At 62.3% G+C, this 21614-nt stretch carries 20 protein-coding genes; 3 read left to right on the top strand and 17 right to left on the bottom strand.

The window, feature by feature from the left end; translation table 11 throughout:
• Window positions 1-119 precede the first annotated feature (119 nt).
• The 6 genes from LGH82_RS24780 to cysG form a co-directional block, all read right to left on the bottom strand.
• Entirely contained in the window at window positions 120-1727 is a 1608-nt protein-coding gene (locus LGH82_RS24780) for a GMC family oxidoreductase (RefSeq protein ID WP_227345254.1), read from the bottom strand.
• A gap of 151 nt (window positions 1728-1878) precedes the next feature.
• Complete coding sequence (locus LGH82_RS24775) at window positions 1879-2415, bottom strand: DUF934 domain-containing protein (RefSeq protein ID WP_227345253.1); 537 nt, start codon at window positions 2413-2415, stop codon at window positions 1879-1881.
• Window positions 2416-2426: 11 nt separating this feature from the next.
• On the bottom strand, window positions 2427-3191 hold the full coding sequence (locus tag LGH82_RS24770; RefSeq protein ID WP_227345252.1) for a phosphoadenylyl-sulfate reductase: 765 nt from the start codon (window positions 3189-3191) through the stop codon (window positions 2427-2429).
• Window positions 3166-4836, bottom strand: a complete 1671-nt coding sequence (locus tag LGH82_RS24765) for a nitrite/sulfite reductase (protein ID WP_227345251.1) — start codon at window positions 4834-4836, stop codon at window positions 3166-3168. Before LGH82_RS24765 ends, LGH82_RS24770 begins: the two co-directional genes overlap by 26 nt.
• Window positions 4837-4878: 42 nt before the next feature.
• Complete coding sequence (locus LGH82_RS24760; protein ID WP_227345250.1) at window positions 4879-5175, bottom strand: DUF2849 domain-containing protein; 297 nt, start codon at window positions 5173-5175, stop codon at window positions 4879-4881.
• Window positions 5172-6623, bottom strand: coding sequence for a siroheme synthase CysG (gene cysG, locus LGH82_RS24755; RefSeq protein WP_227345249.1), 1452 nt, complete (start codon window positions 6621-6623; stop codon window positions 5172-5174). The genes LGH82_RS24760 and cysG overlap by 4 nt, the downstream gene beginning before the upstream one ends.
• Window positions 6624-7058: 435 nt before the next feature.
• Here cysG and LGH82_RS24750 point away from each other — a divergent pair, with 435 nt between their 5' ends.
• Window positions 7059-7508, top strand: coding sequence for a host attachment protein (locus LGH82_RS24750; RefSeq protein ID WP_227345248.1), 450 nt, complete (start codon window positions 7059-7061; stop codon window positions 7506-7508).
• Window positions 7509-7748: 240 nt separating this feature from the next.
• Window positions 7749-9524 carry a YbaL family putative K(+) efflux transporter gene (gene ybaL / locus LGH82_RS24745; RefSeq protein ID WP_227345247.1) on the top strand — a complete coding sequence of 592 codons (1776 nt, stop codon included), beginning with the start codon at window positions 7749-7751 and terminating at the stop codon, window positions 9522-9524.
• On the opposite strand, the gene LGH82_RS24740 is transcribed toward ybaL, so the two are convergent.
• Complete coding sequence (locus LGH82_RS24740; RefSeq protein WP_227345246.1) at window positions 9521-10336, bottom strand: AraC family transcriptional regulator; 816 nt, start codon at window positions 10334-10336, stop codon at window positions 9521-9523. The two genes, ybaL and LGH82_RS24740, sit on opposite strands and share 4 nt — an antisense overlap.
• A gap of 218 nt (window positions 10337-10554) precedes the next feature.
• On the opposite strand from LGH82_RS24740, the gene LGH82_RS24735 reads away from it, so the two are divergent.
• Window positions 10555-11475: a zinc-binding dehydrogenase gene (locus LGH82_RS24735; RefSeq protein WP_227345245.1), complete on the top strand. Its 921-nt coding sequence runs from the start codon at window positions 10555-10557 to the stop codon at window positions 11473-11475.
• A 126-nt stretch (window positions 11476-11601) separates the two neighbouring features.
• On the opposite strand, the gene LGH82_RS24730 is transcribed toward LGH82_RS24735, so the two are convergent.
• The 10 genes from LGH82_RS24730 to LGH82_RS24685 form a co-directional block, all read right to left on the bottom strand.
• Window positions 11602-12354 carry an SDR family NAD(P)-dependent oxidoreductase gene (locus LGH82_RS24730; protein ID WP_227345244.1) on the bottom strand — a complete coding sequence of 251 codons (753 nt, stop codon included), beginning with the start codon at window positions 12352-12354 and terminating at the stop codon, window positions 11602-11604.
• A gap of 63 nt (window positions 12355-12417) precedes the next feature.
• A complete protein-coding gene (locus LGH82_RS24725) occupies window positions 12418-14691 on the bottom strand; it encodes a transglycosylase domain-containing protein (RefSeq protein ID WP_227345243.1) in 2274 nt (757 codons plus the stop codon).
• Between the two features lie 564 nt (window positions 14692-15255).
• Window positions 15256-16203 (bottom strand): acyltransferase family protein, encoded by a 948-nt coding sequence (locus LGH82_RS24720; protein ID WP_227345242.1) that lies wholly within the window; start codon window positions 16201-16203, stop codon window positions 15256-15258.
• Between the two features lie 364 nt (window positions 16204-16567).
• Window positions 16568-16996: a hypothetical protein gene (locus LGH82_RS24715; protein WP_227345241.1), complete on the bottom strand. Its 429-nt coding sequence runs from the start codon at window positions 16994-16996 to the stop codon at window positions 16568-16570.
• Between the two features lie 222 nt (window positions 16997-17218).
• On the bottom strand, window positions 17219-18190 hold the full coding sequence (locus tag LGH82_RS24710) for a YncE family protein (RefSeq protein WP_227345240.1): 972 nt from the start codon (window positions 18188-18190) through the stop codon (window positions 17219-17221).
• A gap of 151 nt (window positions 18191-18341) precedes the next feature.
• Entirely contained in the window at window positions 18342-18488 is a 147-nt protein-coding gene (locus tag LGH82_RS24705) for a hypothetical protein (protein ID WP_227345239.1), read from the bottom strand.
• 29 nt (window positions 18489-18517) lie between these two features.
• Window positions 18518-18772 (bottom strand): GlsB/YeaQ/YmgE family stress response membrane protein, encoded by a 255-nt coding sequence (locus LGH82_RS24700; RefSeq protein ID WP_227345238.1) that lies wholly within the window; start codon window positions 18770-18772, stop codon window positions 18518-18520.
• 110 nt (window positions 18773-18882) lie between these two features.
• Window positions 18883-19083 carry a hypothetical protein gene (locus LGH82_RS24695; protein WP_227345237.1) on the bottom strand — a complete coding sequence of 67 codons (201 nt, stop codon included), beginning with the start codon at window positions 19081-19083 and terminating at the stop codon, window positions 18883-18885.
• Between the two features lie 88 nt (window positions 19084-19171).
• Window positions 19172-19792, bottom strand: coding sequence for a ribonuclease D (locus LGH82_RS24690; RefSeq protein ID WP_227345236.1), 621 nt, complete (start codon window positions 19790-19792; stop codon window positions 19172-19174).
• Between the two features lie 255 nt (window positions 19793-20047).
• Window positions 20048-21433, bottom strand: a complete 1386-nt coding sequence (locus LGH82_RS24685; protein ID WP_227345235.1) for a M20/M25/M40 family metallo-hydrolase — start codon at window positions 21431-21433, stop codon at window positions 20048-20050.
• Window positions 21434-21614: the final 181 nt, after the last annotated feature.

Genomic DNA, 21614 nt, shown 5'->3' with positions numbered 1-21614 from the left:
AGGGACAAGCGAAAACCACCAGATTGGTATGACCAGATTATATTGATCCTGACAAAGGCAGCCCGAGATTCACTGGACAACAGTCGAAATCGGAAAAACTGGACAGACCAGAATTCCGATCAGACAGTCGCCTTGATCATGTCCGCCGCTTTTTCCGCGATCATGATGGTTGGCGCATTGGTGTTGCCGCCGATCAGTGTCGGCATCACCGAGGCGTCGACGACGCGCAGCGCCTCGAGCCCACGCACACGGAGTTGTGGATCGACCACGGCCATGGCGTCGACGCCCATCTTGCAGGTGCCGACCGGGTGATAGATCGTATCGGCGCGAGCACGGATATGCGTCATCAGGTCGGCATCGCTGGTGACGCCGGCTGTGTAGATTTCCTTGCCACGATATTTCGCCAGCGCCGGCGCCTCCAGAATGCCGCGCATCATCCTGACGCCCTTGAGTAGCAGGTCGCCATCGCGTTCGTCCGACAGGAAGCGCGGGTCGATACGCGGCGGCGCCAGAGGGTCCCGCGTCGACAGCCCGACCTCGCCGCGCGAGTGCGGCCTGAGCACGCAGACATGACAGGAGAAGCCATAACCCATGTGCAGCTTGCGGCCGTGATCGTCGACGATGGCGATGCAGAAGTGCAGTTGCAGGTCGGGCCGCGCGATCGCCGGATCGGATTTGAGGAAGGCACCACCTTCCGCATAGGGTGTGGCGATCATGCCGGTGCCATCTTTTCGCCAGCGCAGAATATGCCTGACCAGGCTTGGCAGGCCGCGCAGGCCGATGCCCATCATGTCGGCATCCTTTGATGTCCAAGCCAGGATGAAATCGAGATGATCCTGCAGGTTCTTGCCGACACCGGGCAGTTCATGCGCGACGGGAATGCCGTGAGCGGCAAGCTCGACCGCTGGACCAATGCCGGACAACAGCAGAAGTTGCGGTGAGCCGAAGGCGCCGCCGCAAACGATCACCTCACGCTTCGCTTTCGCTACCGCCTCGCTTTTACCCATGCGATAGCGCACCCCGGTGGCCCGCTTGCCTTCAAGAACTATGCCGGTGGCGTGTGCGCCGGTGATGACGGTAAGGTTCGGCCGGTCCATCGCCGGATGCAGATAGGCGGCGGCAGCCGAGCAGCGCTCGCCGTTGCGGCGGTCGCCCCAGAACTGCGTGACCTGATAGAGTCCGGCCCCTTCCTGTTCGACGCCGTTGAAGTCATCGTTGCGACGGATCTGGTTTTCGCCGCAGGCTTCGACAAAGGCGCGGGAGAGCGGACGCGGCTCCTGCTGCTCCCCGACCCGCAGCGGTCCGTTGCCGCCATGCAGGGCGTCGGCACCGCGCTGGTTGCCTTCGGTGCGCCGGAAATACGGCAGCACCTCGTCCCATGACCAGCCGTCGCAGCCGAGATCGGCCCATTCGTCATAGTCGCCATGATGCCCACGCGTGTAGAGCATGGCATTGATGGCGCTGGAGCCACCCAGCGCCTTGCCGCGCGGTTGATAACCCTTGCGGCCGCCAAGCCCTTGCTGCGGCACCGTCTCGAAGCCCCAGTTGCTGATCTTGGGTCGGCCGGGCAGCAGCGCGATGATGCCTGCCGGCGCGCGGATAAGCAGGTCCTTGCCTTCGCCCCCGGCTTCGATCAGGCAGACGGTCTTGGACGGATCTTCGGAGAGGCGCGCGGCAAGCGTGCAGCCGGCGGACCCGCCGCCAGCGATGACATAGTCGAAATCCATGATCTCCTCCCGTTTGGAGCTCCGCGCGTCCAGAGGGCGCACAAAGGACGCTCCAAGACCCTTGAACGACACCCGGCGGATGTTTCCGTCCGGGCGGCCAAGAGAAGGCCCGATCACAGCTGATGTAAAGACGGGCGGAATTACCGCCGCGTCAGCCGGCGCGAACGCGCCGCCAGGAATATTTGGGTCCCTTGGACTCCGGCACGGCGGTTGGCTGGTAGTAGAGTCCCAATCCGCCAACGCGACCCTCCTCCAGGCGCTTCAACAGCACCGGATTCGAAATCTCGAACTCGTCGAAGCCCAACCGCAGCATATGCGGCAACGGGTCGACCAGCACCTGGCCGGTGGCACGGACCGCGCCCTCGAAATGATGGCGGCTGCGCAGCAATTCGCCCTTGGAGAAGGAACGGCCGTCACTGAAGGCAGGAAAAGCCAGCGCCACCAGCGACAACTGGTCGAGCAGATCGACGATCTTGTCGAGTTGATCGCCGGGCTGCAGCAGGACGCCGAGGCGCTCCTTCGCCGAGCGGCGCGCCTCCGGGTCAAGGTCAAGGAACACTTGCAGCGGCAGAATGAACCGGCCGTTGCCGGACAGCGCATCAGCGCTTTCAGCATGAGCCCAGTCGTCCTCGCGAAAACCCGTCGGGGTCCAGAGGCGGGTAGCGATCCCCGGAGTTGGTTCGGTCATCAAAAAAATTCCTATAGGGATGCGTCGGTCAGCGACTTCTCTAATCCCGACAGATGAATACCGCATTCGGTCTTGGCATGACCAGCCCAGCGACCGCTGCGCGCGTCCTCGCCCGGCTGCACCGGCTGCGTGCACGGGAAACAGCCGATCGACAGATAGCCGTAGGCGACCAGCGGATTTTCGCGCAGCGCATGCACGCGCATGTAATCGGCCTGGTCGGATGTCGTCCAATGCGCAAGCGGATTGATGCGAATGCGCGGGCCGACCGCCTCGAATACCGGCAGGGCCGCCCGCGTCGTCGCCTGGAAGCGCTTGCGGCCGGTGAGCCAGGCGCGGAAGGGCGCAACACCACGTGCCAGCGGCTCGACCTTGCGCACGTCGCAGCAGGCATCAGTGTTGGTCTGATGCAGGTTGCCCGTCGGGTCGATCCGTTCAAGCGCCGCCTCTTCGGGCTTTATCACCCGGACATTGGTCAGCCCGAAATCGGCGGCAAGCGCGTCGCGATAGCCGAGCGTCTCCTCGAAATGCTTGCCCGTGTCGAGGAAGATGACCGGCAAAGTACGGTCTATCTCGGAGATCATGTGCAGCAGCACCGCCGAATCCGCCCCAAAGGACGATACGGCCGCGATCTCGTCGTGAAACAGATCATTGGCCGCGCGTTCGATGATCTCGAGCGGGTTCAGATGACCATAGAGTGCATCGAATCCCGCCGCCTTGGCGACGATGCCGTCATCGGCCTCGTCGATGCGGTCAAGCGGCCTTGGCTTCGCCAGCATAGAGCGCCTCCTTGAACGGCGCGGGACCGACACGGCGGTAGGCGTCGATGAATTTTTCCTGGGGGTCGAGCCGAAGGCCGAGATAGGTGTCGACGATCGTCTCGATGGCGTCCGTGATCTCTTCTGAACTAAAGCCGCGGCCGATGATCTCGCCGACCGAAGTGTTCTCGTCGGCCGAACCGCCGAGCGTGACCTGGTAGAGCTCGGTGCCCTTCTTCTCGACGCCAAGGATGCCGATATGGCCGACATGGTGATGGCCGCAGGCGTTGATGCAGCCGGAGATCTTCAGCTTCAGCTCGCCGATCTCGCGCTGCCGTTCCAGCGAGGCGAAGCGCAGCGAAATTTCCTGCGCTATCGGTATCGAACGCGCCGTTGCCAGCGCGCAATAGTCGAGGCCTGGGCACGCGATGATGTCCGAGATCAGGTTGGAATTGGCCGTCGCCAGTCCAATCTCGACCAGTGCGTCATGGACAGCCTTGAGGTCGGCGCGCGCCACGTGCGGCAGGATCAGATTCTGCTCATGGCTGACGCGCAGCTCGTCGAAGGCGTATTTCTCGGCGATGTCGGCGACCGCTTCCATCTGGCTGTCCGAGGCATCGCCAGGCACCTCGCCAATGCCCTTCAACGAGATGGTCACCGCCGCATAGTCGGGATGGCGATGCGTCACCACATTCTGGTCGAGCCAATCCGAAAAACTCTTGGAGTCGAGGCGGGCGAGTTTGACCGCCGCGTCGCCTTCCGGCCGCTCGGCGAGCGCCGGTGGCGCGAAATAGGCTTCGATGGCGCGGATGTCGGCGTCCGGCAGTTTCAGCTCGGCGTCCTTCAACTCCTGCCACTCGGCCTCGACCTGGCGCGTGATCTCGTCGACACCTATCTCGTGGACGAGGATCTTGATGCGCGCCTTGTACTTGTTGTCGCGCCGCCCGTTCAGGTTGTAAACGCGCAGGATCGCCGTGCAGTAGGACAACAGGTCGGCCTCGGGCAGGAAGTCGCGGATCTTCCTGGCGACCATCGGCGTGCGACCCTGGCCACCGCCGATATAGACGGCGAAACCAAGCTCGCCGGCCGCGTTCTTCTTCACATGCAGGCCGATATCATGCGTCTGGATGGCGGCGCGGTCGCGCTCGGCGCCTGTCACCGCGATCTTGAACTTGCGCGGCAGGAACGAAAATTCCGGATGCACGGACGACCACTGGCGCAGGATTTCCGCATAGGGACGCGGGTCCGCGACCTCATCGGCGGCGGCACCGGCGAAATGGTCGGCGGTGACATTGCGGATGCAGTTGCCGCTGGTCTGGATGGCGTGCATCTCGACGCTGGCCAGATCCTCCAGGATCGCTGGAATGTCGGACAGTGCCGGCCAGTTGAACTGGATGTTCTGGCGCGTGGTGAAGTGGCCGTAGCCCTTGTCGTATTTGCGGGCGATGTGGCCGAGCATGCGCAACTGCTTGCCGTTCAGCGTGCCGTAGGGCACCGCGATGCGCAGCATGTAGGCGTGCAACTGAAGGTAGACGCCGTTCATCAGCCGCAGCGGCCGGAACTGCTCCTCGGTGATTTCACCGGAAAGCCGGCGGGGGACCTGGTCGCTGAATTCGGCGACGCGGGCCTGGACAAAATCGTGGTCGAACTCATCGTAACGGTACATGCTTCGTCGTCTTTCAGGGCGCGTCCGCCCGTGCCTGGTGTCTTACTGGGCTGCCCGGGCAGCCTGCTTGCCGAGATCGCCGCGGATGGTGGGTCCGGCGGCGCGGATCTTCTCGCGCAACCGCACCGGTTCGACAATGCCGTTGACGACATCCGCATCAATCAGATTGACGTCGACCACTTCGTTGTCGGCATAGGCCTTGGCGCCGATCGCCTCCAGCCGGTCCTCGGCCGCCTTGTCATGCGCAAGGTCGGCCTGGTCCACCGTCTCGGCCCAGCCGCCATCCGCGTACCAGACGGCAATGCCATCGCCGAGGCGATTGGCGGTCAATATCTTCATGGCTGAACTCCTTCGGCGGCAGCGATGGACGCGCCTTCATGCCTGTGTGCGGCGAGCGGTTCTGACCGTTCAAAATTGGCGCCGGCGACAGCGTCGCCGATGATCGTCATGACCGGGCCGGTCAGATCGACGCGCGCTTCAAGCGACGGCAGGTCGGCTAGCGTGCCATGGAACCGGCGACGATTGGCCAGGCTGGCATTCTCCACCACGGCGACCGCCGTGTCCGGCGAAAGCCCGGCTTCGATCAGCCGGCCGGCAACCTCGGCCGCGACCGAACGACCCATATAGACGGCGACAGTGGCGCCGGAAATGGCGAGCTTGGCCCAGTCGGGCAGCGAATTCCCCTTGAGGTCGTGACCGGTGGTGAACACCATCGACGAGGAAACACCGCGCAAGGTAAGCGGCAATTCGAAATCGGCGGCGGCGGCGAAGGCGGCGGTAACACCCGGGACCACCTCGTAGGCGATGCCGGCATCGCGGAGAACAGCCATTTCCTCGCCGGCCCTGCCGAACACCAGCGGATCGCCCGACTTCAGCCGCACCACGCGCTTGCCTTCACGGCCAAGCTCGACCAGCAGCGTATTGATCTCGGCCTGGCTCTTGGTATGGCAGCCCTTGCGCTTGCCCACCGGCAGGCGCTCGGCATCGCGGCGGCCCATGGCGACAACCGCTTCCGGCACCAGCGCATCATAAACGATCACGTCGGCTTCCATCAGCAGGCGATGGGCGCGCAGCGTCAGCAGGTCTTCCGCGCCGGGGCCGGCGCCGACCAAGGCGATGTGACCCAAGGCGGGCGCATTCGAAAGCAGCAGGTCGACAGCGGCATCATGTGCCTGCGAAAGCTGGCCTGCCTCCACGGCGCGGGCCGGCTCACCACCGAAAAAGTCGTTCCAGAAGCGGCGGCGGGCGTTGCCCTTCGGCAGCAACTTCTCGGCGGCACCACGAAACGAAGCGGCAAGTGCTGCAAGCGAGCCGAGCGATGGCGACAGCATGCGGTCGATGCGACCGCGCAGTATCTGGGCAAGCACGGGGCCAGCGCCTTCCGTGCCGATGGCAATGGCGACCGGCGCGCGGTTGACCAGCGCCGGCGTGAAGAAATCGCAGAGTTCCGGCCTGTCGACGGCGTTGACAGGAATACGAAGCCGGCGCGCATCGGCGACGACACGACGATCGAGTGCCTCGTCGCCGCTGGCGGCAAACACCATGACGGCGCCTTCGATATGGGCGCCTTCATAAGCGGCATCGATGTGAATGGCACCGCTCTGAGCGATGAATGTCAAAAGGCCGGGTTCGGCATCGTCGGCGATGATGCGCAGCACCGCGCTCGACTGGCCGATCAACCTTGCCTTGGCCAGCGCCTCCTCGCCATTGCCGACGATGGTCACGACTCCACCCTCGACCCGCATGAAGACGGGGAAGGCATTGAGCTTGGAGGATGCATGCGACATGGCGGCGAAGGGAACCTGAACAATCCGGCAGTTTTACGCGCGAGCGCCAAAAACCAGAAGGAACCCACTCGCGCACTGCCGTATAAGAGGCAATCGCTTTTCTTAAAGCTCAAGAGCGAAGAGAAAATTATTCCACATTCAAACGCAAGGCGGATTCAAGTCGCTGTGGCGGACCTTGATCCATGGTCTTTCTAGCGCCTGGAAGACCGCCAGGCAAAATAGTTTTTTCTAAATTCTACCAACTTAGTAGATTAAAGCCGCAACCATTCCAACTTGGCCAAACCTGGCGGACTTCACGATCCGCGTCGGCATGCTCTGCCCAATTTCATCGCGAACGGAATGCGGAACATTCCAGTTCGACCGGACGTTCCTCAGTCCCGGCCTGTTGACCCGCCAAGCGCGTCAGCAGGCCACAAAGCCGAAAAGGAGAGCGTCATGAACACCATCAATTTGAAACATGGGGTCTGGGTGATGGTCGCCGATGGCGAAAAGGCGCTCTTCCTCAAGAATATGGGCGACAACACCTACCCCAATCTTCAGGTCGTGCATGAGATGAAGCAGGACAATCCAGCCACGCGGGAACAGGGTACAGACAGCCCCGGTCGCTACAATGACGGACCGTCCGTCCACCGCAGCGCCGTCGAGGAGACCGACTGGCACCGCATCGGGAAGGAACGCTTCGCCGAAGAGATAGCCGGTCGCCTCTACAAGCTCGCGCATAAGGGTGTTTTCGATCAGATCGTGTTGGTCGCACCACCTCTTGTGCTCGGTGCGATGCGAAAGAAACTCCACAAGGAAGTCACGGACAAGGTGACCGCCGAAATTCCCAAAACACTGACCAACCACGCTATTTTCGATATCGAGACCTTGCTGCAGGCAGCCTGATAGCCGCGCCAGGGTAACGGTCACTCGAAGCCAAAGCTGCCCCACCCGGGGCAGCTTTTTCACGACGAGTTCCACTCCGCTGGCGACCACCTCGTCGGGCGAAAGGCTATTTGCACCTGGGCGGTCGATTTCACGGTTTTGCGGGTTGCATCGACGACCCCCCATCCACCATATTGGAAAGGCGGCGGCTTCGGGCGGCGCACATCCGACATCGTTATTTCGAAAGGCGCTCCATAGACAATGCCGCATGACACGCCCCTTATCGCCACCATTGTCGCCGGTCTGGGGCTGGCTTTCGTCTTCGGCGCTCTCGCCAACCGTTTCCGAATACCGCCTCTCGTAGGATATCTGATCGCCGGCGTGCTGGTCGGGCCGAACACACCCGGCTTCGTCGCCGATGCAGGCCTGGCCAATGAACTCGCCGAGATCGGCGTCATCCTGCTGATGTTCGGCGTCGGCCTGCACTTCTCGCTGAAGGACCTGTTGTCGGTCCGCGCCATCGCCGTGCCCGGCGCCATCGTGCAGATCGGCTTCGCCACGGCACTCGGCGCCGGCCTGTCCTGGATGCTCGGCTGGACGATGGGCGCCGGCCTTGTCTTTGGCCTGGCGCTGTCGGTCGCCTCGACCGTGGTGCTGCTGCGCGCCTTGCAAGAACGCCGCCTGATCGAGACGGAACGCGGCCGCATCGCCGTCGGCTGGCTGATCGTCGAGGACCTTGCCATGGTTCTGGCGCTGGTGCTGTTGCCAGCACTTGCCGGCGTGCTGGGCGGGCAGGAACAGGCGACCGTTCACTCAAGCGGCCTGCTATCGCTGCCAGCCAGCTATGGCATATGGGGCGTAGTTGGCATCACCCTGGCCAAGGTCGCCGCCTTCGTCGTCGTCATGCTGGTGGTCGGCCGCCGGGTCATTCCCTGGATCCTGCATTATGTCGCCCATACCGGCTCGCGCGAACTGTTCCGGCTGGCCGTGCTGGCGATTGCGCTTGGCGTCGCCTTCGGCGCGGCAAAACTGTTCGGCGTGTCGCTGGCGCTGGGCGCCTTCTTCGCCGGGATGATTATGAGCGAATCCGAACTCTCCCATCGGGCCGCCGAGGAGTCGCTGCCGCTGCGCGACGCCTTCTCCGTGCTGTTCTTCGTCTCGGTCGGCATGCTGTTCGATCCGTTCAGCCTGATCAGCAATGGCTGGCCGATCCTGGCGACGCTGGTCATCATCGTCCTCGGCAAGTCGCTGGCGGCGTTCGTCATCGTCCTTGCCTTTGGCTATCCCATCGCCACGGCGCTGATGATTTCGGCGAGCCTTGCCCAGATCGGCGAGTTTTCCTTCATCCTGGCTGAACTCGGGGTCGGCTTGAATCTGCTGCCCGAACAGGGGCGCGATCTCATTCTCGCCGGCGCCATCCTCTCGATCGTCCTCAACCCGCTGATGTTCATGGCACTGGACCGCATGAAGCCGTGGCTCGACAAGCGCGCCGCCAGAACCGCGCCGCCCGCCGAGGCAAAGCCGGTCGGTCCTGCGACCGAGCCCGGCCAAGTGGCATCGGTCGCTGCTGCGGTCGCGAAGGAAGACGGCCCGCCGCCCAAGACCACGCTCAGCAACCACGCCATTCTGATCGGCTACGGACGGGTCGGCGGCCTCGTCGGAGCGGCGCTGAAAGAGGCTGCCCTACCCTTCCTCGTCATTGAGGACGCCGACAAGACACTGGCACGGCTCAAGGCCGACGGCATCGAAACCGTGGCCGGCAACGCGGCCAATGCCGAAGTGTTCGCCGCCGCCAACCCGGAGGGCGCCAGCCGCCTGATCCTTGCCATTCCCAATGCCTTCGAGGCCGGCCAGATCGTGCTGCGGGCACGCGCCGCCAATCCGAAGATCAACGTCATCGCCCGCGCCCATTCCGATGCCGAGGTCGAGCATCTCAAGGGGCTGGGCGCCGATACGGTGATCATGGGCGAGCGCGAGATCGCGCGCGGCATTGTCGAGGAAGTGCTGGGGCGGGCCGCCGTGCCGTCCGCGGCCTAAGCTGATCGGGCAAATGCAGAACCGCCGTTCTGTGCGATGCTGCTGAGATACTGTGCGGGAGGCTTGCCGAGGGCCTTCTTGAACATGGTGATGAAGGCCGTGACGGAACCATAGCCGAGAGCGCCCGAGACCTGCTGAACGCTTGCGCCCGAAGCCAGCTCCCTTATCGCAACGATCAAGTGCAATTGCTGGCGCCAGCGGCCGAAGCTTAAGCCAGTCTCCTTCACGACGAGACGAGCGAGACTGCTCTCGCCGAGTGCAACGCGGTTGGCCCATTGTGCGAGGGTGCTTCGGTCGGCTGGATCTTGCGCCAACGCTTCGGCGATCCGCCTCAAGCGCGGCTCGGAGGATATCGGCAGATGCAGTTGCTGGACAGGCATACGCGGCAACTCGGTAAGCAGGGTCTTGGTCAAGAGCTCGCCCCTCGCCTCATCATCCTCCACGCGATCGGACAGCTCGATGATCAGTTCGCGCAGCAGCGGCGAGATCGAAAGCGTGCAGCACCGATCCGGAAGGTCGGCGGCTCCCGGTTCAATGTACACGAAGAAGATCCGGGCATTGGCCGTCGCGACATTGCTGTGCTCCATGTCGCTGGGAATCCACACCCCGCAATGAGGCGGCACCATCCACAAGCCGCTTGGGACGTGGCATGTGACGCCGCCTCCGAGTGCGAAGACGAGTTGGCCTTTGCGGTGCCGATGGAAGGCGACCTCCGCCCTGGTGTCGGGGACGTCAACGCGCACGGCAATTGCCGGCGTGGAAAGCTCATCCACATCGAAATTGAGCCAGGGGTAGTGAAGGGGCTGCCTCATGATTGATGACTTTTAGAGATTAAATGCCATGATAGCTAAATTCCTTTGCCAGGGAAGTCGATAGGCTCCGTTCTGTGCAAGGCAGCCACCGGTACATCTGATCGACGCTCCGCACCCCATCGCCGGAATGACCCGCGACCACGATGGGTACTTCGAGTGGGTCCGCTTGCCGAGCTTCCAAGGAAGCCGGCATCCAACCAGCAAGAAGGTACGACCCCATGCTCGCCCTGGTCATGTCTCCCGCCAACGCCACCGGACTGAGGCTCGCCGAGGTCGAGGAACCTCAGCCGTTGGCGAACGAGGCGCTTGTCTCGGTCCACGCAACCTCGTTGAACCGCGGCGAACTGCGCCTGCTCACCATACGTCCGAACGGCTGGATACCTGGCCAGGACATCGTTGGGATTGTCGAACGGGCAGCAGTCGATGGCTCCGGGCCGGCCGTTGGCACCCGGGTCGTGGCCTTGGTCGACGAGGCCGGCTGGGCCGAACGTGTCGCCGTTGCAACCGACCGTCTCGCCGTCCTGCCGGTTGAGGTCAGCTTCGTCTCGGCAGCCACGCTTCCGGTCGCGGGCACGACGGCGCTGAGGACTTTGCGCCATGGCGGTGACCTGGCCGGCCGGCGGGTCCTGATCACCGGCGCAAGCGGTGCGGTCGGCCGTTTCCAGGTCCAGCTCGCCCGCGAGCAGGGCGCCTCGGTGACCGCGATCGCCGCCGCGAGGCATGCCGAGGATCTCCGTAATCTTGGAGCCGAGCGGGTTGTCGAAGCGATCGAACTGGCTGAGGGGACGTTTTCGCTGATCACCGAGTCGGTCGGCGGCGAAAGCCTCGCACACGCGATCGAACGGGTCGCGCCTGGCGGCACCATTGTCATGTTCGGCTCGAGCAGCGGCGAACTCACCCCCATCGGATTCCGCCAGTTCGTTCCGGGCCATGAGGGCGCGAGGCTTCAAACCTTCGCCTATTACACTTCTGGCTCGGGCATTGGCGCGGACATCGCCTCGCTGCTCACCCTGGTCGCGGCTGGCCGGCTGGAAACCCGCGTGGCCTTGACCATGCCGTGGACAGACATCGCCCAGGCCCTCGACGCACTGCGACAGCGCACCATCAGCGGCAAGGCCGTTCTCACCATGGTCGGATGAGCCGTCCCTAAAGCAATTTCAGGAAAAGTGTGAAGCGGTTTTCCGTCCGAGATTGCGTCAATCAAAGAGGGAGAATGGTTCGCCGTTTCCGTGAAACGGTGAACCATTCTCCCGGAAGTCGGTCGCTCACACGTGCTGGCCGCCATTGATGTGGATTTCCGAGCCCGTCACGTAGGACGCCTGCTGCGAGCACAGGAAGTAGATGATATCCGCGACCTCGGCCGTGGTGCCAAGCCTTCTCAGCGGGATCGTCTCCACGATCTTGTCCGTGCCCGGCGACAGGATCGCCGTATCGATCTCGCCCGGCGCAATCGCGTTGACGCGAATGCCGTGCGGGCCAAAATCATGCGCCATCTCGCGCGTCAGCGAGCCGAGCGCCGCCTTCGACGTGGCATAGGCCGTGCCGGCGAAGGGATGCACGCGCGTGCCGGCGATCGAGGTGACGTTGACGATCGAGCCTTTGGCAGCCGCCAACTCCTTGAACAGCCCCCGCGCCAGCATGATCGGCGCAAAGAAATTGACCTGGAACACATCGCGCCAGACATGCATCGGCGTGTCGATCGAGTTCATGCGGCTGTTGCCGTCCTTGAGCTTCGGCGAGATGCCGGCATTGTTGACCAGCGCGTGCAACTGGCCGCCATGCGCTTCCAGGCGATGCCGGATTTCCGAGACGGCGATGCCGACATCTTCCTGGTCGGCGAGATCGACCTTGATGTGATCTTCCGGGCCCGCAGGCCACGGGCAATCCTCGGCGAAGGCCTGTCGCGAACAGGTGATGACGCGCCAGCCCTCGCGCGAAAAGCGCTTGACCGTGGCATGGCCGATGCCCCGGCTGGCGCCGGTCAGCACGATGGTTTTTCTGGTGTCGGGTTCAGCCATGTCGAAATCTCCGGGCGGAGATGTAGCCGAACACGACAGCGGTGGCGAGTGGCGGATTGACGCTCAGCCGCCACCAAGAATGTCGAGGATCGAAGTCTTGCGCTTCTTCGTCGGTCCCCCGACATCGCCGGGCGGTACGGGGTGCTTGATCGACGCCGTGGCGCCATTGTCGTCCGGCATGGCCAAGTCATCGGCATCGACAGTCTGGGCAGGGCGCGCGGCGCGGACCGGCGCGGCCGGCTGGGTAACCGGTGCGGGGGGCTGCGGCGCCGCCTGCTGGCCGACGGATGCGGACGGAACCGGCGCCGCCTGGTTGTTGTCGACCGAGGGTATATCGTCGGGCACGACGGTGTCGGCGGGCGTCGATTTCCACGTTCCAGGCAGCGGCCGCACCGGCACGCCCTCATGCGCGGCGACCATGAACTCGTGCCAGGCCTGCGCCGGCAGTGCGCCGCCGGTCACCTTCTTCATCGCGCTGCCATCATCATTGCCGAACCACACGCCTGTGGTGAGATTGGCGGTGTAGCCGACGAACCAGGCGTCGCGCGAGTTCTGGCTGGTTCCGGTCTTGCCCGCCGCCGGCCAGGCGAAGGCCGCCTTCTTTGCCGAGCCGAACTCAACCGTGCCCATCATCATCGAGTTCATCATGCCGACGACCTCCGGGCTGACAACGCGCGGCGCACTGTCGTCATGGTTCTCGTAGAGCACCTTGCCGTCGGTCGTCGTCACGCGGCGGATGAAATGGATGTCTGGCTTGTAGCCGCCATTGGCGAAGGGAACATAGGCCGATGTCAGCTCCAGCGGCGTCACCTCGGAGGTGCCGAGCGCGATCGAGGTATTGGCCTGCAGATCGGACTGGATGCCCATGCGATGCGCTGTCTCGACGACCGCGTTCGGACCGACTTCCATGGTCAGCTGTGCCGCCACCGAATTCAGCGATTTCGCCAAGGCCGTCGCCAGCGTCACCTTGCCAAAATATTTGCCGCCGTAATTGTCGGGCGTCCAGTTGCCGATCTTGATTGGCGCGTCGTTGCGGATACTGTCAGGGGTACGGCCGGCTTCGAGCGCCGCCATATAGACGAACGGCTTGAACGCCGAACCCGGCTGGCGACGCGCGCCCGAGGCGCGGTCGAACTGGCTGCTGGCGTAGTCGTAGCCACCGACCATGGCGCGCACCGCGCCGGAATTGTCGATCGACACCAGCGCGCCCTGACTGACGTTCAGCTTCTTGCCGCTTTCGTCGATGAGACGACGTATCGATTGTTCGGCGAGCTTCTGCAGCGTCAGATCGACCGTGGTATCGACGACGATGTCGCCGCGCACGTCGCCGATCAGGTCCGGCAGCTCTTCCATCACGGTATCGGCGACGTAGTTCTCCGAGCCGGTCCAGTAGGACGGCGCGCGCGTCGCCGGCGCGCTCATCGCCGACGCCATCTCCTTGGCGCTGATCTTGCCCTCGTCGCGCATGGCGGCGAGCACGAGCTGCGAACGTTCCTCCGCGGCCTTGGGGTCGCGTGCCGGCGACAGCCGCGACGGCGCCTTCAACAGGCCGGCCAGAAGTGCCGCCTCCGATAGGGTGACATCACGGGCGCTCTTGCCAAAATAACGACGCGAAGCGGCTTCGACACCAAAGGCGCCCGAGCCGAAATAGACCCGGTTGAGGTACATTTCGAGGATCTGGTCCTTGGTGTGCTTGTGCTCAAGCCACAGCGCCAGAAGCACTTCCTGCACCTTGCGTTCCAGCGTGCGGTCGGGCGTCAGGAACAGGTTCTTCGCCAGCTGCTGTGTCAGCGTCGAGCCGCCCTGCGAGAAATGTCCGCCGAGCAGATTGGTCACCATGGCGCGCGACAGGCCTATCGGATCGACGCCGAAATGCGAGTAGAAGCGACGATCCTCAATGGCGATGACCGCCTCGGGAATATAGGGCGACATCTCATGCAGGCCGACGGCCTCGCCGCCGCTCATACCGCGATTGGCAAGCAGCTTCCCGTCAACGGAGACGATCTTGATGTTGGGCGCGCGGTCAGGAATGGACCATGTCGTGGCCGCCGGCATTTTCGCGCCGTAGTAGATGACAAGGCCGGCGACGGCGATGCCGCCCCAGATGGCCAGCACGAAGCACCAGTAGAACAGCCGGCCGAGCACGCCGAACAAGCCGCGTCGGCTCTTGCCGCGCCCGCCACGCGAGGATTTACCCTTGGCGGGCTTGCGCTTTGCGGGAGCCTTGCGGTTGCTCGGCACGACGCGGTCCTCCTCACTCACCGAAAGGCCGGCCGAGGATTTCGCCCTGGATGATCCCTCGAAGCTCGGTTCGATGCGGTCTTTGCGGTTCGCCATGCGTTGCGCTGTCTGTCCCGATGCCTATGGCGCTCGGGTTGCAGAGTAGATGCGGCGATTTAAGGGCGGGTTAAGCGAGAAAAAATTAACATTTAGCGATTTCAATAGCTTGCGAGAAACCCGTCACCGCTACCGTTACCACTCTGTTCACGGCGCCGCTTTCTGACATCCGCAAGGCGATCTGCAGCCTCGAGCACAGTGCGGTCATATTTTCTCGGTAGTGCTGATGTCGGAGTGAGCAGCGACCTTGCGAGCGTCGTCCGGGGACGCGTCGACGTTCTCCCTCGGTAATGCCGAATGCCCGCAAATCGCGAGCCCCAACCCTTCCCAGGCAGCTTCGCGACCTTGCGATCGACCGACCATCGTTGCTGGAAAATGGAAGCGTGGTAGGGCAAACTTGGCGGAATGTTTTACTCGTCGAGCTGAAACCAACTCGTCCTTTCCGCTGGCGAGGTGCGTCACCCGCACCCATGCCCTGGACCTGCTCAAGGTCGAGGTTGCCGAGCACCGGGCCGGACGGCATCGCTAATTGACTAGGCAGTCGCGCGAGCCCTGCGAGTGAAGCTAGCGAGCTTCCGGCGGAATAGATTGGTGTGATCTTGGATCGAAGGCCACCATCCGCATCGCGAACGTCTCTATGGCGCGACGAAATCTATGCTCTACAGACCAAGCCACGAATGCCGCCAAAATCAGAACAATCGAAGTCGCGATAGCTATGCGTAGATAAGGGTCGTTAACGGCGGGCTGAAGCGCTCGAATTGTGGCAACCCCGACGTTCTGGTGGATGAGATATAGCGGGTAACTAATCAAACCGACAAAGGTGATCGGCCGCCAAATACGGAATCCACGCATCTGGACTCCGACTATCCCAACGATGGAAATCGCTAAAATCGTCCATACGGTAGAGAGTGAGTTTCCCCAAAACTTCCAAATGGCAATTGCTGCAACAAGGAAGATGCCAGTCTGAACGCCATAATTCGACCGCCGTGCGGCAATCCCCATAAGAAAGAAGATACTGTATGGATAGAAAAAATAGGGGCGAGCCATGCCCTTGAAGGGAAATATCGCGGCGTGATGATCTGCCCCGATACGGTAGATTTGTAACACCGCGCCGATCACAGTAAAACAGCCAAAGAGCAGCAAAATCCGACTGCGGCAGAGATAGTACATAAGGCCGAAGACGAAATAGAATTTCGCCTCTTCGAGCAGGGACCAATAGGCTCCATCGACCAAAGGCGTTGGCGAAAAGAGCGGAATCCACAATGCATTGTGGACGGCATCAATCATTGAAACTTCTCGACCCGGAAGCCCTAGGGTTGAGACAAATATCAGCGTGATCACGATGCACGCCATCAAGGCTGGTTGCAGTCGCGCAAATCGCTGGAGCCAGAATTTCGAGATATTGTCGGCTTTCTCGGCCGTCATCGCGATGCAATAGCCGCTGACGATGAAAAACAGAAGAACCCCGACGCCGCCGTTCCAAGGAGCAGCCACGGACGGATCGAAATGCATGTATTCAATCGAAAGCGCGACGTAAAGTGAAAGCTTAGGACTAGACACACGGCTATTGCCCGCAGGGCGTCGATCGAACCGTATCGCCGATCGTCGGCCTGCCCCAATGTCATAAGCCACTCAATACCAGCATTCACAACACCTGAAAACCTGCTGGTGAGGTGGAAAGGAACTGCTATGCGTCTCGTCGACAACTGGCGAGCAGTGCTCGCCAAGTCCTGGGCCCAGGCTGCCGCTGGAAACATGCCCGGCGTGGGAGCGCGATCGGCAAGGGCAGTGGCCGGTACGGCTTTCGATCGCGCTCCAAGCCATTGAATCCACGGATGACCCTGTCACCAGGTCATCCAGCTTAGTGCATCATCCGTCAGCGAAAGGAGTCTCGCAATCCGGCGAAGAACCCACGCCCTCCAATCGCGTAGCGAACGGATTGTGCTGCCCTGGATGCTTGCATCGTTGCGCCAACATGGCAGTAGCAGACTATTTCGTGGAGTTGATTGTCGGTCAATTCGAAGAAGCTCTTTGCTTGGCCATAACTGTCGTCTTTCAACCCCTCATTGCGAAAAAGCGGATCCTCGAAGGCAACCGATATGGGCGTGCCTTCAACCCGCATGACATCGCGCTCGGGCGGCGAACGGTATTCAGTTCCGGCAAGTGCGGCAAGGAGCCGGTTGGGCTGCTGTTCAAGAAGCTCTGCCCAGCGTTCGAGACGCTGGGTTCGGTTCATTCGAGGATGTGTCGGGTCTCTGCGGACCTCGGCCACCATATGCAGTTGATCCAGTGTTTGGTGCCTCATGGCAACCTCCTAAGAGTAGGTGGTCAGACCCCAAACGCCCTATGCCGTGATCATACTGCGGAAGTGCCGTTGCGTCACCTTTATTCCATGCTTGGATTGGCTTGCCTCTCGACATATTGAAAGCGGAGTGACCCCTGCCCTGTCGTCTATTGTCCACGTCATCGACAAGATACTTTGAATAAAATCAAATAGTTGCCGTGGAGATCGATCAATCTTCAGCGCCTACCGGCCGGTTATCGATGCCAGCGCGAAGAAAGCCAACGTCTGCTCTTCGCAGGTTACCGCCACGACGCTATTCGATCGATCTATGTCGAGGCCTTTCGGCCCGCCCTCCTCGTCGTTGGTCCTTCCGCGCAGGAAGGTTTCCTCGTCGAGAACGGCAATGGAACGCGACGGCATACGGGCCCCGTCCCAACCGGCGCCGCGTTCATACACATGCAGCATCGGGCTGCCCGCATCGGCAACCAGTATGTGCCGATCGTCGGCGGTGAAACGCACGCCATGCGGATAATTGGCGTCCTGAAGGCTCGCGGTGGGTTCGGTCTTCGGCCCCAGAGAAGCCGACATCCTGTATATCTTCACATCCCTGGTGCCATGGCTGCTGACGGCGATCCATTGGCCATCATGGCTGACCGCAATGCCGTCCGGTATGTCCAGGCCCTGCTTCAGAAGCAGGTGGTTCCCTGTGGCGCGGTGGCCAAGCCAAGGATTGACCACGTGGCGCGTGACGCGGTGCGTGTAGTTGTTGCAGACCAGCAGGCTGTAGCGTCCATGCGACTCCTGCCGGACGGCAACCGAGCCCGGCGTTTTCAGCTTGCAGAACGGCCCGCCCTTGATTTCGCGAAGGGGTGCGATGCCTTTGCTTTGGCCCGTCGGCTCTCCGGGAGGCAGGGCAAATATCGCAACCAGCCCGTCGCGATTGGCAACCGCAAACGTCCGGTCGTCGATGAAATCGAGACCGTGAATCTCGCCCATGCTGTCCGATGTCAGTTCCATGAAGTCATGGATGGTGATCCCGGGACCATCGGGCGTCGGCTGGATGTCGACGTGCAGGATCAGGCAGCGCCGGCGCCCGTATCCGGCAAGCGCCAGCAGGCGATTGTCCGGCGAGAAACGCAGGTCCTCCGTGCGCCCAACCGCCGACAGCGCTGCCCGCACGGCATCGCTGGCTTCGAACCCTATCTGATCAATCATCAGAGGGTCCAATCCGGACCGACTTGAAGCTGCAACCCCTGCCCTAACCCTGATGCCCGCCTCGCGTTGAACGCAATGGGTAGAGTAAGCACGACAAAGGCTTTGCCGGTCAAGCGACGGCCGAAATCCTGGATCAGCCGACTGCCGGCGCTCAATTCTGCTGGATCGATATGCCCTTGTCGTCGATCTTGAGCTCGACGCCCTTTGGCTTGTTTTCCTCGCGATAGACATAGACGCCAAGCGCGATGACCGCGACGACGAGCGCGCCAATGACGAGATAGAGTGTGTTCTGCTTCATGGCGCGCCCCTGTTGTCGTTTGCCGAGCGTCAAGCTCGCTTCAGCACCTTGACCAGCACCAGCAGGATGACGGCGCCGATAGTGGCGTGGATGATGGAAGCGATAATGCCGCCACCGATGGAGAAGCCGATCCGCGGGAAAAGCCAGCCGGCAATGAACGCACCGACGATACCGATAATGATGTTGCCAATCAGGCCGAAGCCGAAACCCGAGACAATAAGACCGGCGAGCCAGCCGGCGATGGCACCAATGATCATGATGACGAGAAGGCTTTCAATACCCATAGAGCGTTCCTCCGAGCAAAGGCGCGACAGCGAAGCGGAAGGCTCCGAATCGGCCTTGATATCAACGACTTCAGGCTATTCGAAAGCAGCCAGTCCCGCCAGCGAGGCGCTCACTCGTCATCATCGCTGGATGCCGGCCGCCAGCTCGTCGGCTCGACTTTCTTCTGTGTATGGCTGTCGATGTAGACCCACCAGCCATCGTCTCGATATTGGGCGATGGATTCGTTGATCACGCCGTCGCTGTCCTTCCATTGGACAGTGACCTTTGAACCATCCGTCGGCGCGGTCGATATGGGCTTGCGGTCCGCCATTTCATCCCCTCCATGAGCCGACAGAACGCAGCGGACTGTGTCCTGGTTCCTGACACAAAAGCCTTTTTGAGAGCTCGCTACGCTTCTATCAGCTGTGCGCGAAAATATCTTCTTCCGCCCAGCCCATCAGGTCGAGTTTGGCACGCGTTGGCAGGAAGCGGAAGCAGGCATCAGCTTCCTTGGTGCGATTTTCGCGCGCCAGCCGCCCCGCCAGCACGTCGCGCAACCGGTGCAAGTAGAGCACGTCTGAAGCGGCATATTCGAGCTGTTCGGGCGACAGCGTCTCCGCCGCCCAGTCCGATGATTGCTGCGCCTTCGACAGGCCGACGCCCAGCAGTTCGTTGCAGATATCCTTCAGCCCGTGCCGGTCGGTATAGGTGCGGGTCAAGCGGGACGCGATCTTGGTGCAGAACACCGGCTCCGCCATCACACCGAAGGCGTTGTAGAGCACGGCGATATCGAAACGGCCGTAGTGGAAAAGCTTCGTCACACTGCGGTTCCTGAGCAGGCTGACGAGGTTCGGCGCCTTCTTCTGGCCGGGCGCGATCTGGATCACGTCGGCGGTGCCGTCGCCCGGCGAAATCTGCACCACGCAGAGCCGGTCGCGATGCGGGTTGAGCCCCAGCGTCTCGGTGTCGATGGCAACCGCCCCGACATTGTAATGCGTGAGGTCGGGCAGGTCGTTTTTGTGGAAGCGGATATCAGCCATTGTCTTCTCCGGTCGTGGCCTGCAGCGACCCGCGCAATCAATACGCAAGGGCGCTGCAGAACTGGAATTCGTAATCCGTCCTCGCCGCGATCCGCTGAAAAATCAACAGGAAAACGTGGGCTTCCCGCCGCTTGGAGCAATCCAGGAAAAGTGTGAAACGGTTTTCCCGGGAAAGCGCGCAGCGCTTTCCCTAGGAATTGCGCCAAAACAGAGAGCTAGCGTGGCTCTGCGTTTTCCGTGAAACGATGGGCCGCTCTAGCGGGTCAAAGCCTCCAGAATGCGCGCCCACGAGCGCTGCCCTTTGTGGAAGGAGCTCATCTCATACTTCTCGTTGGGCGAGTGGATGCGGTCATCGTCCAGCCCAAAGCCGACCAGCAGGGATTCCATGCCGAGATAGGTCTGGAAATCGCCGACCACGGGAATAGAGCCGCCGCTGCCGGTCGTCACCGCAGGCTTCGGCCATTCGTCGGACAGCGCGTTCTTGGCCTTGGCCAGGAACGGCGAGTCGTAGGAAAGCTGGATTGCGGGCGAGCCACCATGCGGATGGAATTCGACCGAACAGTCGGCGGGAATGCGCTCCTCGACGAACTTCTGGAACGCGGCGCGGATCTTCTTTGGGTCCTGCTTGTGGACGAGGCGGAAGGATACCTTTGCCGAGGCTTCCGCCGCGATCACCGTCTTGAAGCCCTTGCCGGTGTAGCCGCCGATGATGCCGTTGAACTCGGCCGTCGGCCGCGCCCAGGTCAGCTCCAGCACCGAGCGCCCCTTTTCGCCCGACGGGATCGACAGGCCGACCGGCCCCAGGAATGTCTCGGCCGTCTCGCCGAGCGTCTCCCATGACTTCAGGATCTGCGTGGGCGTTTCCTCGACACCGTCATAGAAGCCGGGAATGGTGATGTGGCCATCCTTGTCGTGGATGTCGGCCAGGATCTTGGCCAGGATGCGGATCGGGTTCGCGGCGGCACCACCGTAGAGCCCGGAATGCAGGTCCCGGTCGGCCGCCTTGATGGTGATTTCCTCGCCGACCAGTCCGCGCAGCCCGACGCAGATCGAAGGCGTATCGCGATCCCACATGCCAGTGTCGCAAACCAGGGCGAAGTCAGCCTTGAGTTCCTCCGCATTGGCTTCCAGGAACGGCTTCAGCGACGGCGAGCCGGATTCCTCTTCGCCCTCGAACAGGATGGTGACGCGGCAGGGCAGGTTGCCATGCACCTGTTTCCAGGCGCGGCAGGCCTCGACGAAGGTCATCAGCTGACCCTTGTCATCGGCCGAGCCACGTCCGGTGATTACCGTGTGGCCGGGCTCGATTTCCTTGACCGCGGGCGCGAAGGGGTCGCTTTCCCACAGTTCGATCGGGTCGACCGGCTGGACGTCGTAATGACCATAGAACAGCACATTCGGCGCGCCCACCGGGCCCTCGTGATGCGCGACCACCATCGGGTGGCCGGGCGTATCTCGGACGCTGGCATCGAAGCCGATCAGCTTGAGCTCAGAGACCAGCCATTCCGCCGCCTTGCGGCAGTCGGCGGCGTAGGCCGGGTCGGTGGAGATCGACTTGATCCTGAGCAGGCCGAACAGGCGTTCCAGGCTCTGGTCGAGATTCTTGTCGAGGCGGTTGAGGACGGGGGAAACTGCGGACATTGTTGATAGCCTTTCGATTCAGAGGCCGAACCGTAAAGGCAGAGCGAGAAAACGAAAAGCCCGTGATCATTGGACCACGCCCCGGAAAGCTGTCGAAGGGCAAAAAAGCGCCGCCGTGGTGGAGGGGGAACCACGGCGGCTTTTTACTCGAAACGATGCGGCAGCCCGGAGAGGGGGGATA

The organism is Mesorhizobium sp. PAMC28654 (assembly GCF_020616515.1).
GTDB lineage: Bacteria > Pseudomonadota > Alphaproteobacteria > Rhizobiales > Rhizobiaceae > Mesorhizobium.
This window is presented reverse-complemented; position numbering and strand designations above follow the sequence as displayed.

Excerpts from the sequence above, each read along its gene's own strand:
- LGH82_RS24780 (WP_227345254.1), bottom strand. The coding sequence starts at position 1,727 with ATGGATTTCGACTATGTCATCGCTGGCGGCGGGTCCGCCGGCTGCACG.
- LGH82_RS24775 (WP_227345253.1), bottom strand. The coding sequence starts at position 2,415 with ATGACCGAACCAACTCCGGGGATCGCTACCCGCCTCTGGACCCCGACG.
- LGH82_RS24770 (WP_227345252.1), bottom strand. The coding sequence starts at position 3,191 with ATGCTGGCGAAGCCAAGGCCGCTTGACCGCATCGACGAGGCCGATGAC.
- LGH82_RS24765 (WP_227345251.1), bottom strand. The coding sequence starts at position 4,836 with ATGTACCGTTACGATGAGTTCGACCACGATTTTGTCCAGGCCCGCGTC.
- LGH82_RS24760 (WP_227345250.1), bottom strand. The coding sequence starts at position 5,175 with ATGAAGATATTGACCGCCAATCGCCTCGGCGATGGCATTGCCGTCTGG.
- cysG (WP_227345249.1), bottom strand. The coding sequence starts at position 6,623 with ATGTCGCATGCATCCTCCAAGCTCAATGCCTTCCCCGTCTTCATGCGG.
- LGH82_RS24750 (WP_227345248.1), top strand. The coding sequence starts at position 7,059 with ATGAACACCATCAATTTGAAACATGGGGTCTGGGTGATGGTCGCCGAT.
- ybaL (WP_227345247.1), top strand. The coding sequence starts at position 7,749 with ATGCCGCATGACACGCCCCTTATCGCCACCATTGTCGCCGGTCTGGGG.
- LGH82_RS24740 (WP_227345246.1), bottom strand. The coding sequence starts at position 10,336 with ATGAGGCAGCCCCTTCACTACCCCTGGCTCAATTTCGATGTGGATGAG.
- LGH82_RS24735 (WP_227345245.1), top strand. The coding sequence starts at position 10,555 with ATGCTCGCCCTGGTCATGTCTCCCGCCAACGCCACCGGACTGAGGCTC.
- LGH82_RS24730 (WP_227345244.1), bottom strand. The coding sequence starts at position 12,354 with ATGGCTGAACCCGACACCAGAAAAACCATCGTGCTGACCGGCGCCAGC.
- LGH82_RS24725 (WP_227345243.1), bottom strand. The coding sequence starts at position 14,691 with ATGGCGAACCGCAAAGACCGCATCGAACCGAGCTTCGAGGGATCATCC.
- LGH82_RS24720 (WP_227345242.1), bottom strand. The coding sequence starts at position 16,203 with ATGCATTTCGATCCGTCCGTGGCTGCTCCTTGGAACGGCGGCGTCGGG.
- LGH82_RS24715 (WP_227345241.1), bottom strand. The coding sequence starts at position 16,996 with ATGAGGCACCAAACACTGGATCAACTGCATATGGTGGCCGAGGTCCGC.
- LGH82_RS24710 (WP_227345240.1), bottom strand. The coding sequence starts at position 18,190 with ATGATTGATCAGATAGGGTTCGAAGCCAGCGATGCCGTGCGGGCAGCG.
- LGH82_RS24705 (WP_227345239.1), bottom strand. The coding sequence starts at position 18,488 with ATGAAGCAGAACACACTCTATCTCGTCATTGGCGCGCTCGTCGTCGCG.
- LGH82_RS24700 (WP_227345238.1), bottom strand. The coding sequence starts at position 18,772 with ATGGGTATTGAAAGCCTTCTCGTCATCATGATCATTGGTGCCATCGCC.
- LGH82_RS24695 (WP_227345237.1), bottom strand. The coding sequence starts at position 19,083 with ATGGCGGACCGCAAGCCCATATCGACCGCGCCGACGGATGGTTCAAAG.
- LGH82_RS24690 (WP_227345236.1), bottom strand. The coding sequence starts at position 19,792 with ATGGCTGATATCCGCTTCCACAAAAACGACCTGCCCGACCTCACGCAT.
- LGH82_RS24685 (WP_227345235.1), bottom strand. The coding sequence starts at position 21,433 with ATGTCCGCAGTTTCCCCCGTCCTCAACCGCCTCGACAAGAATCTCGAC.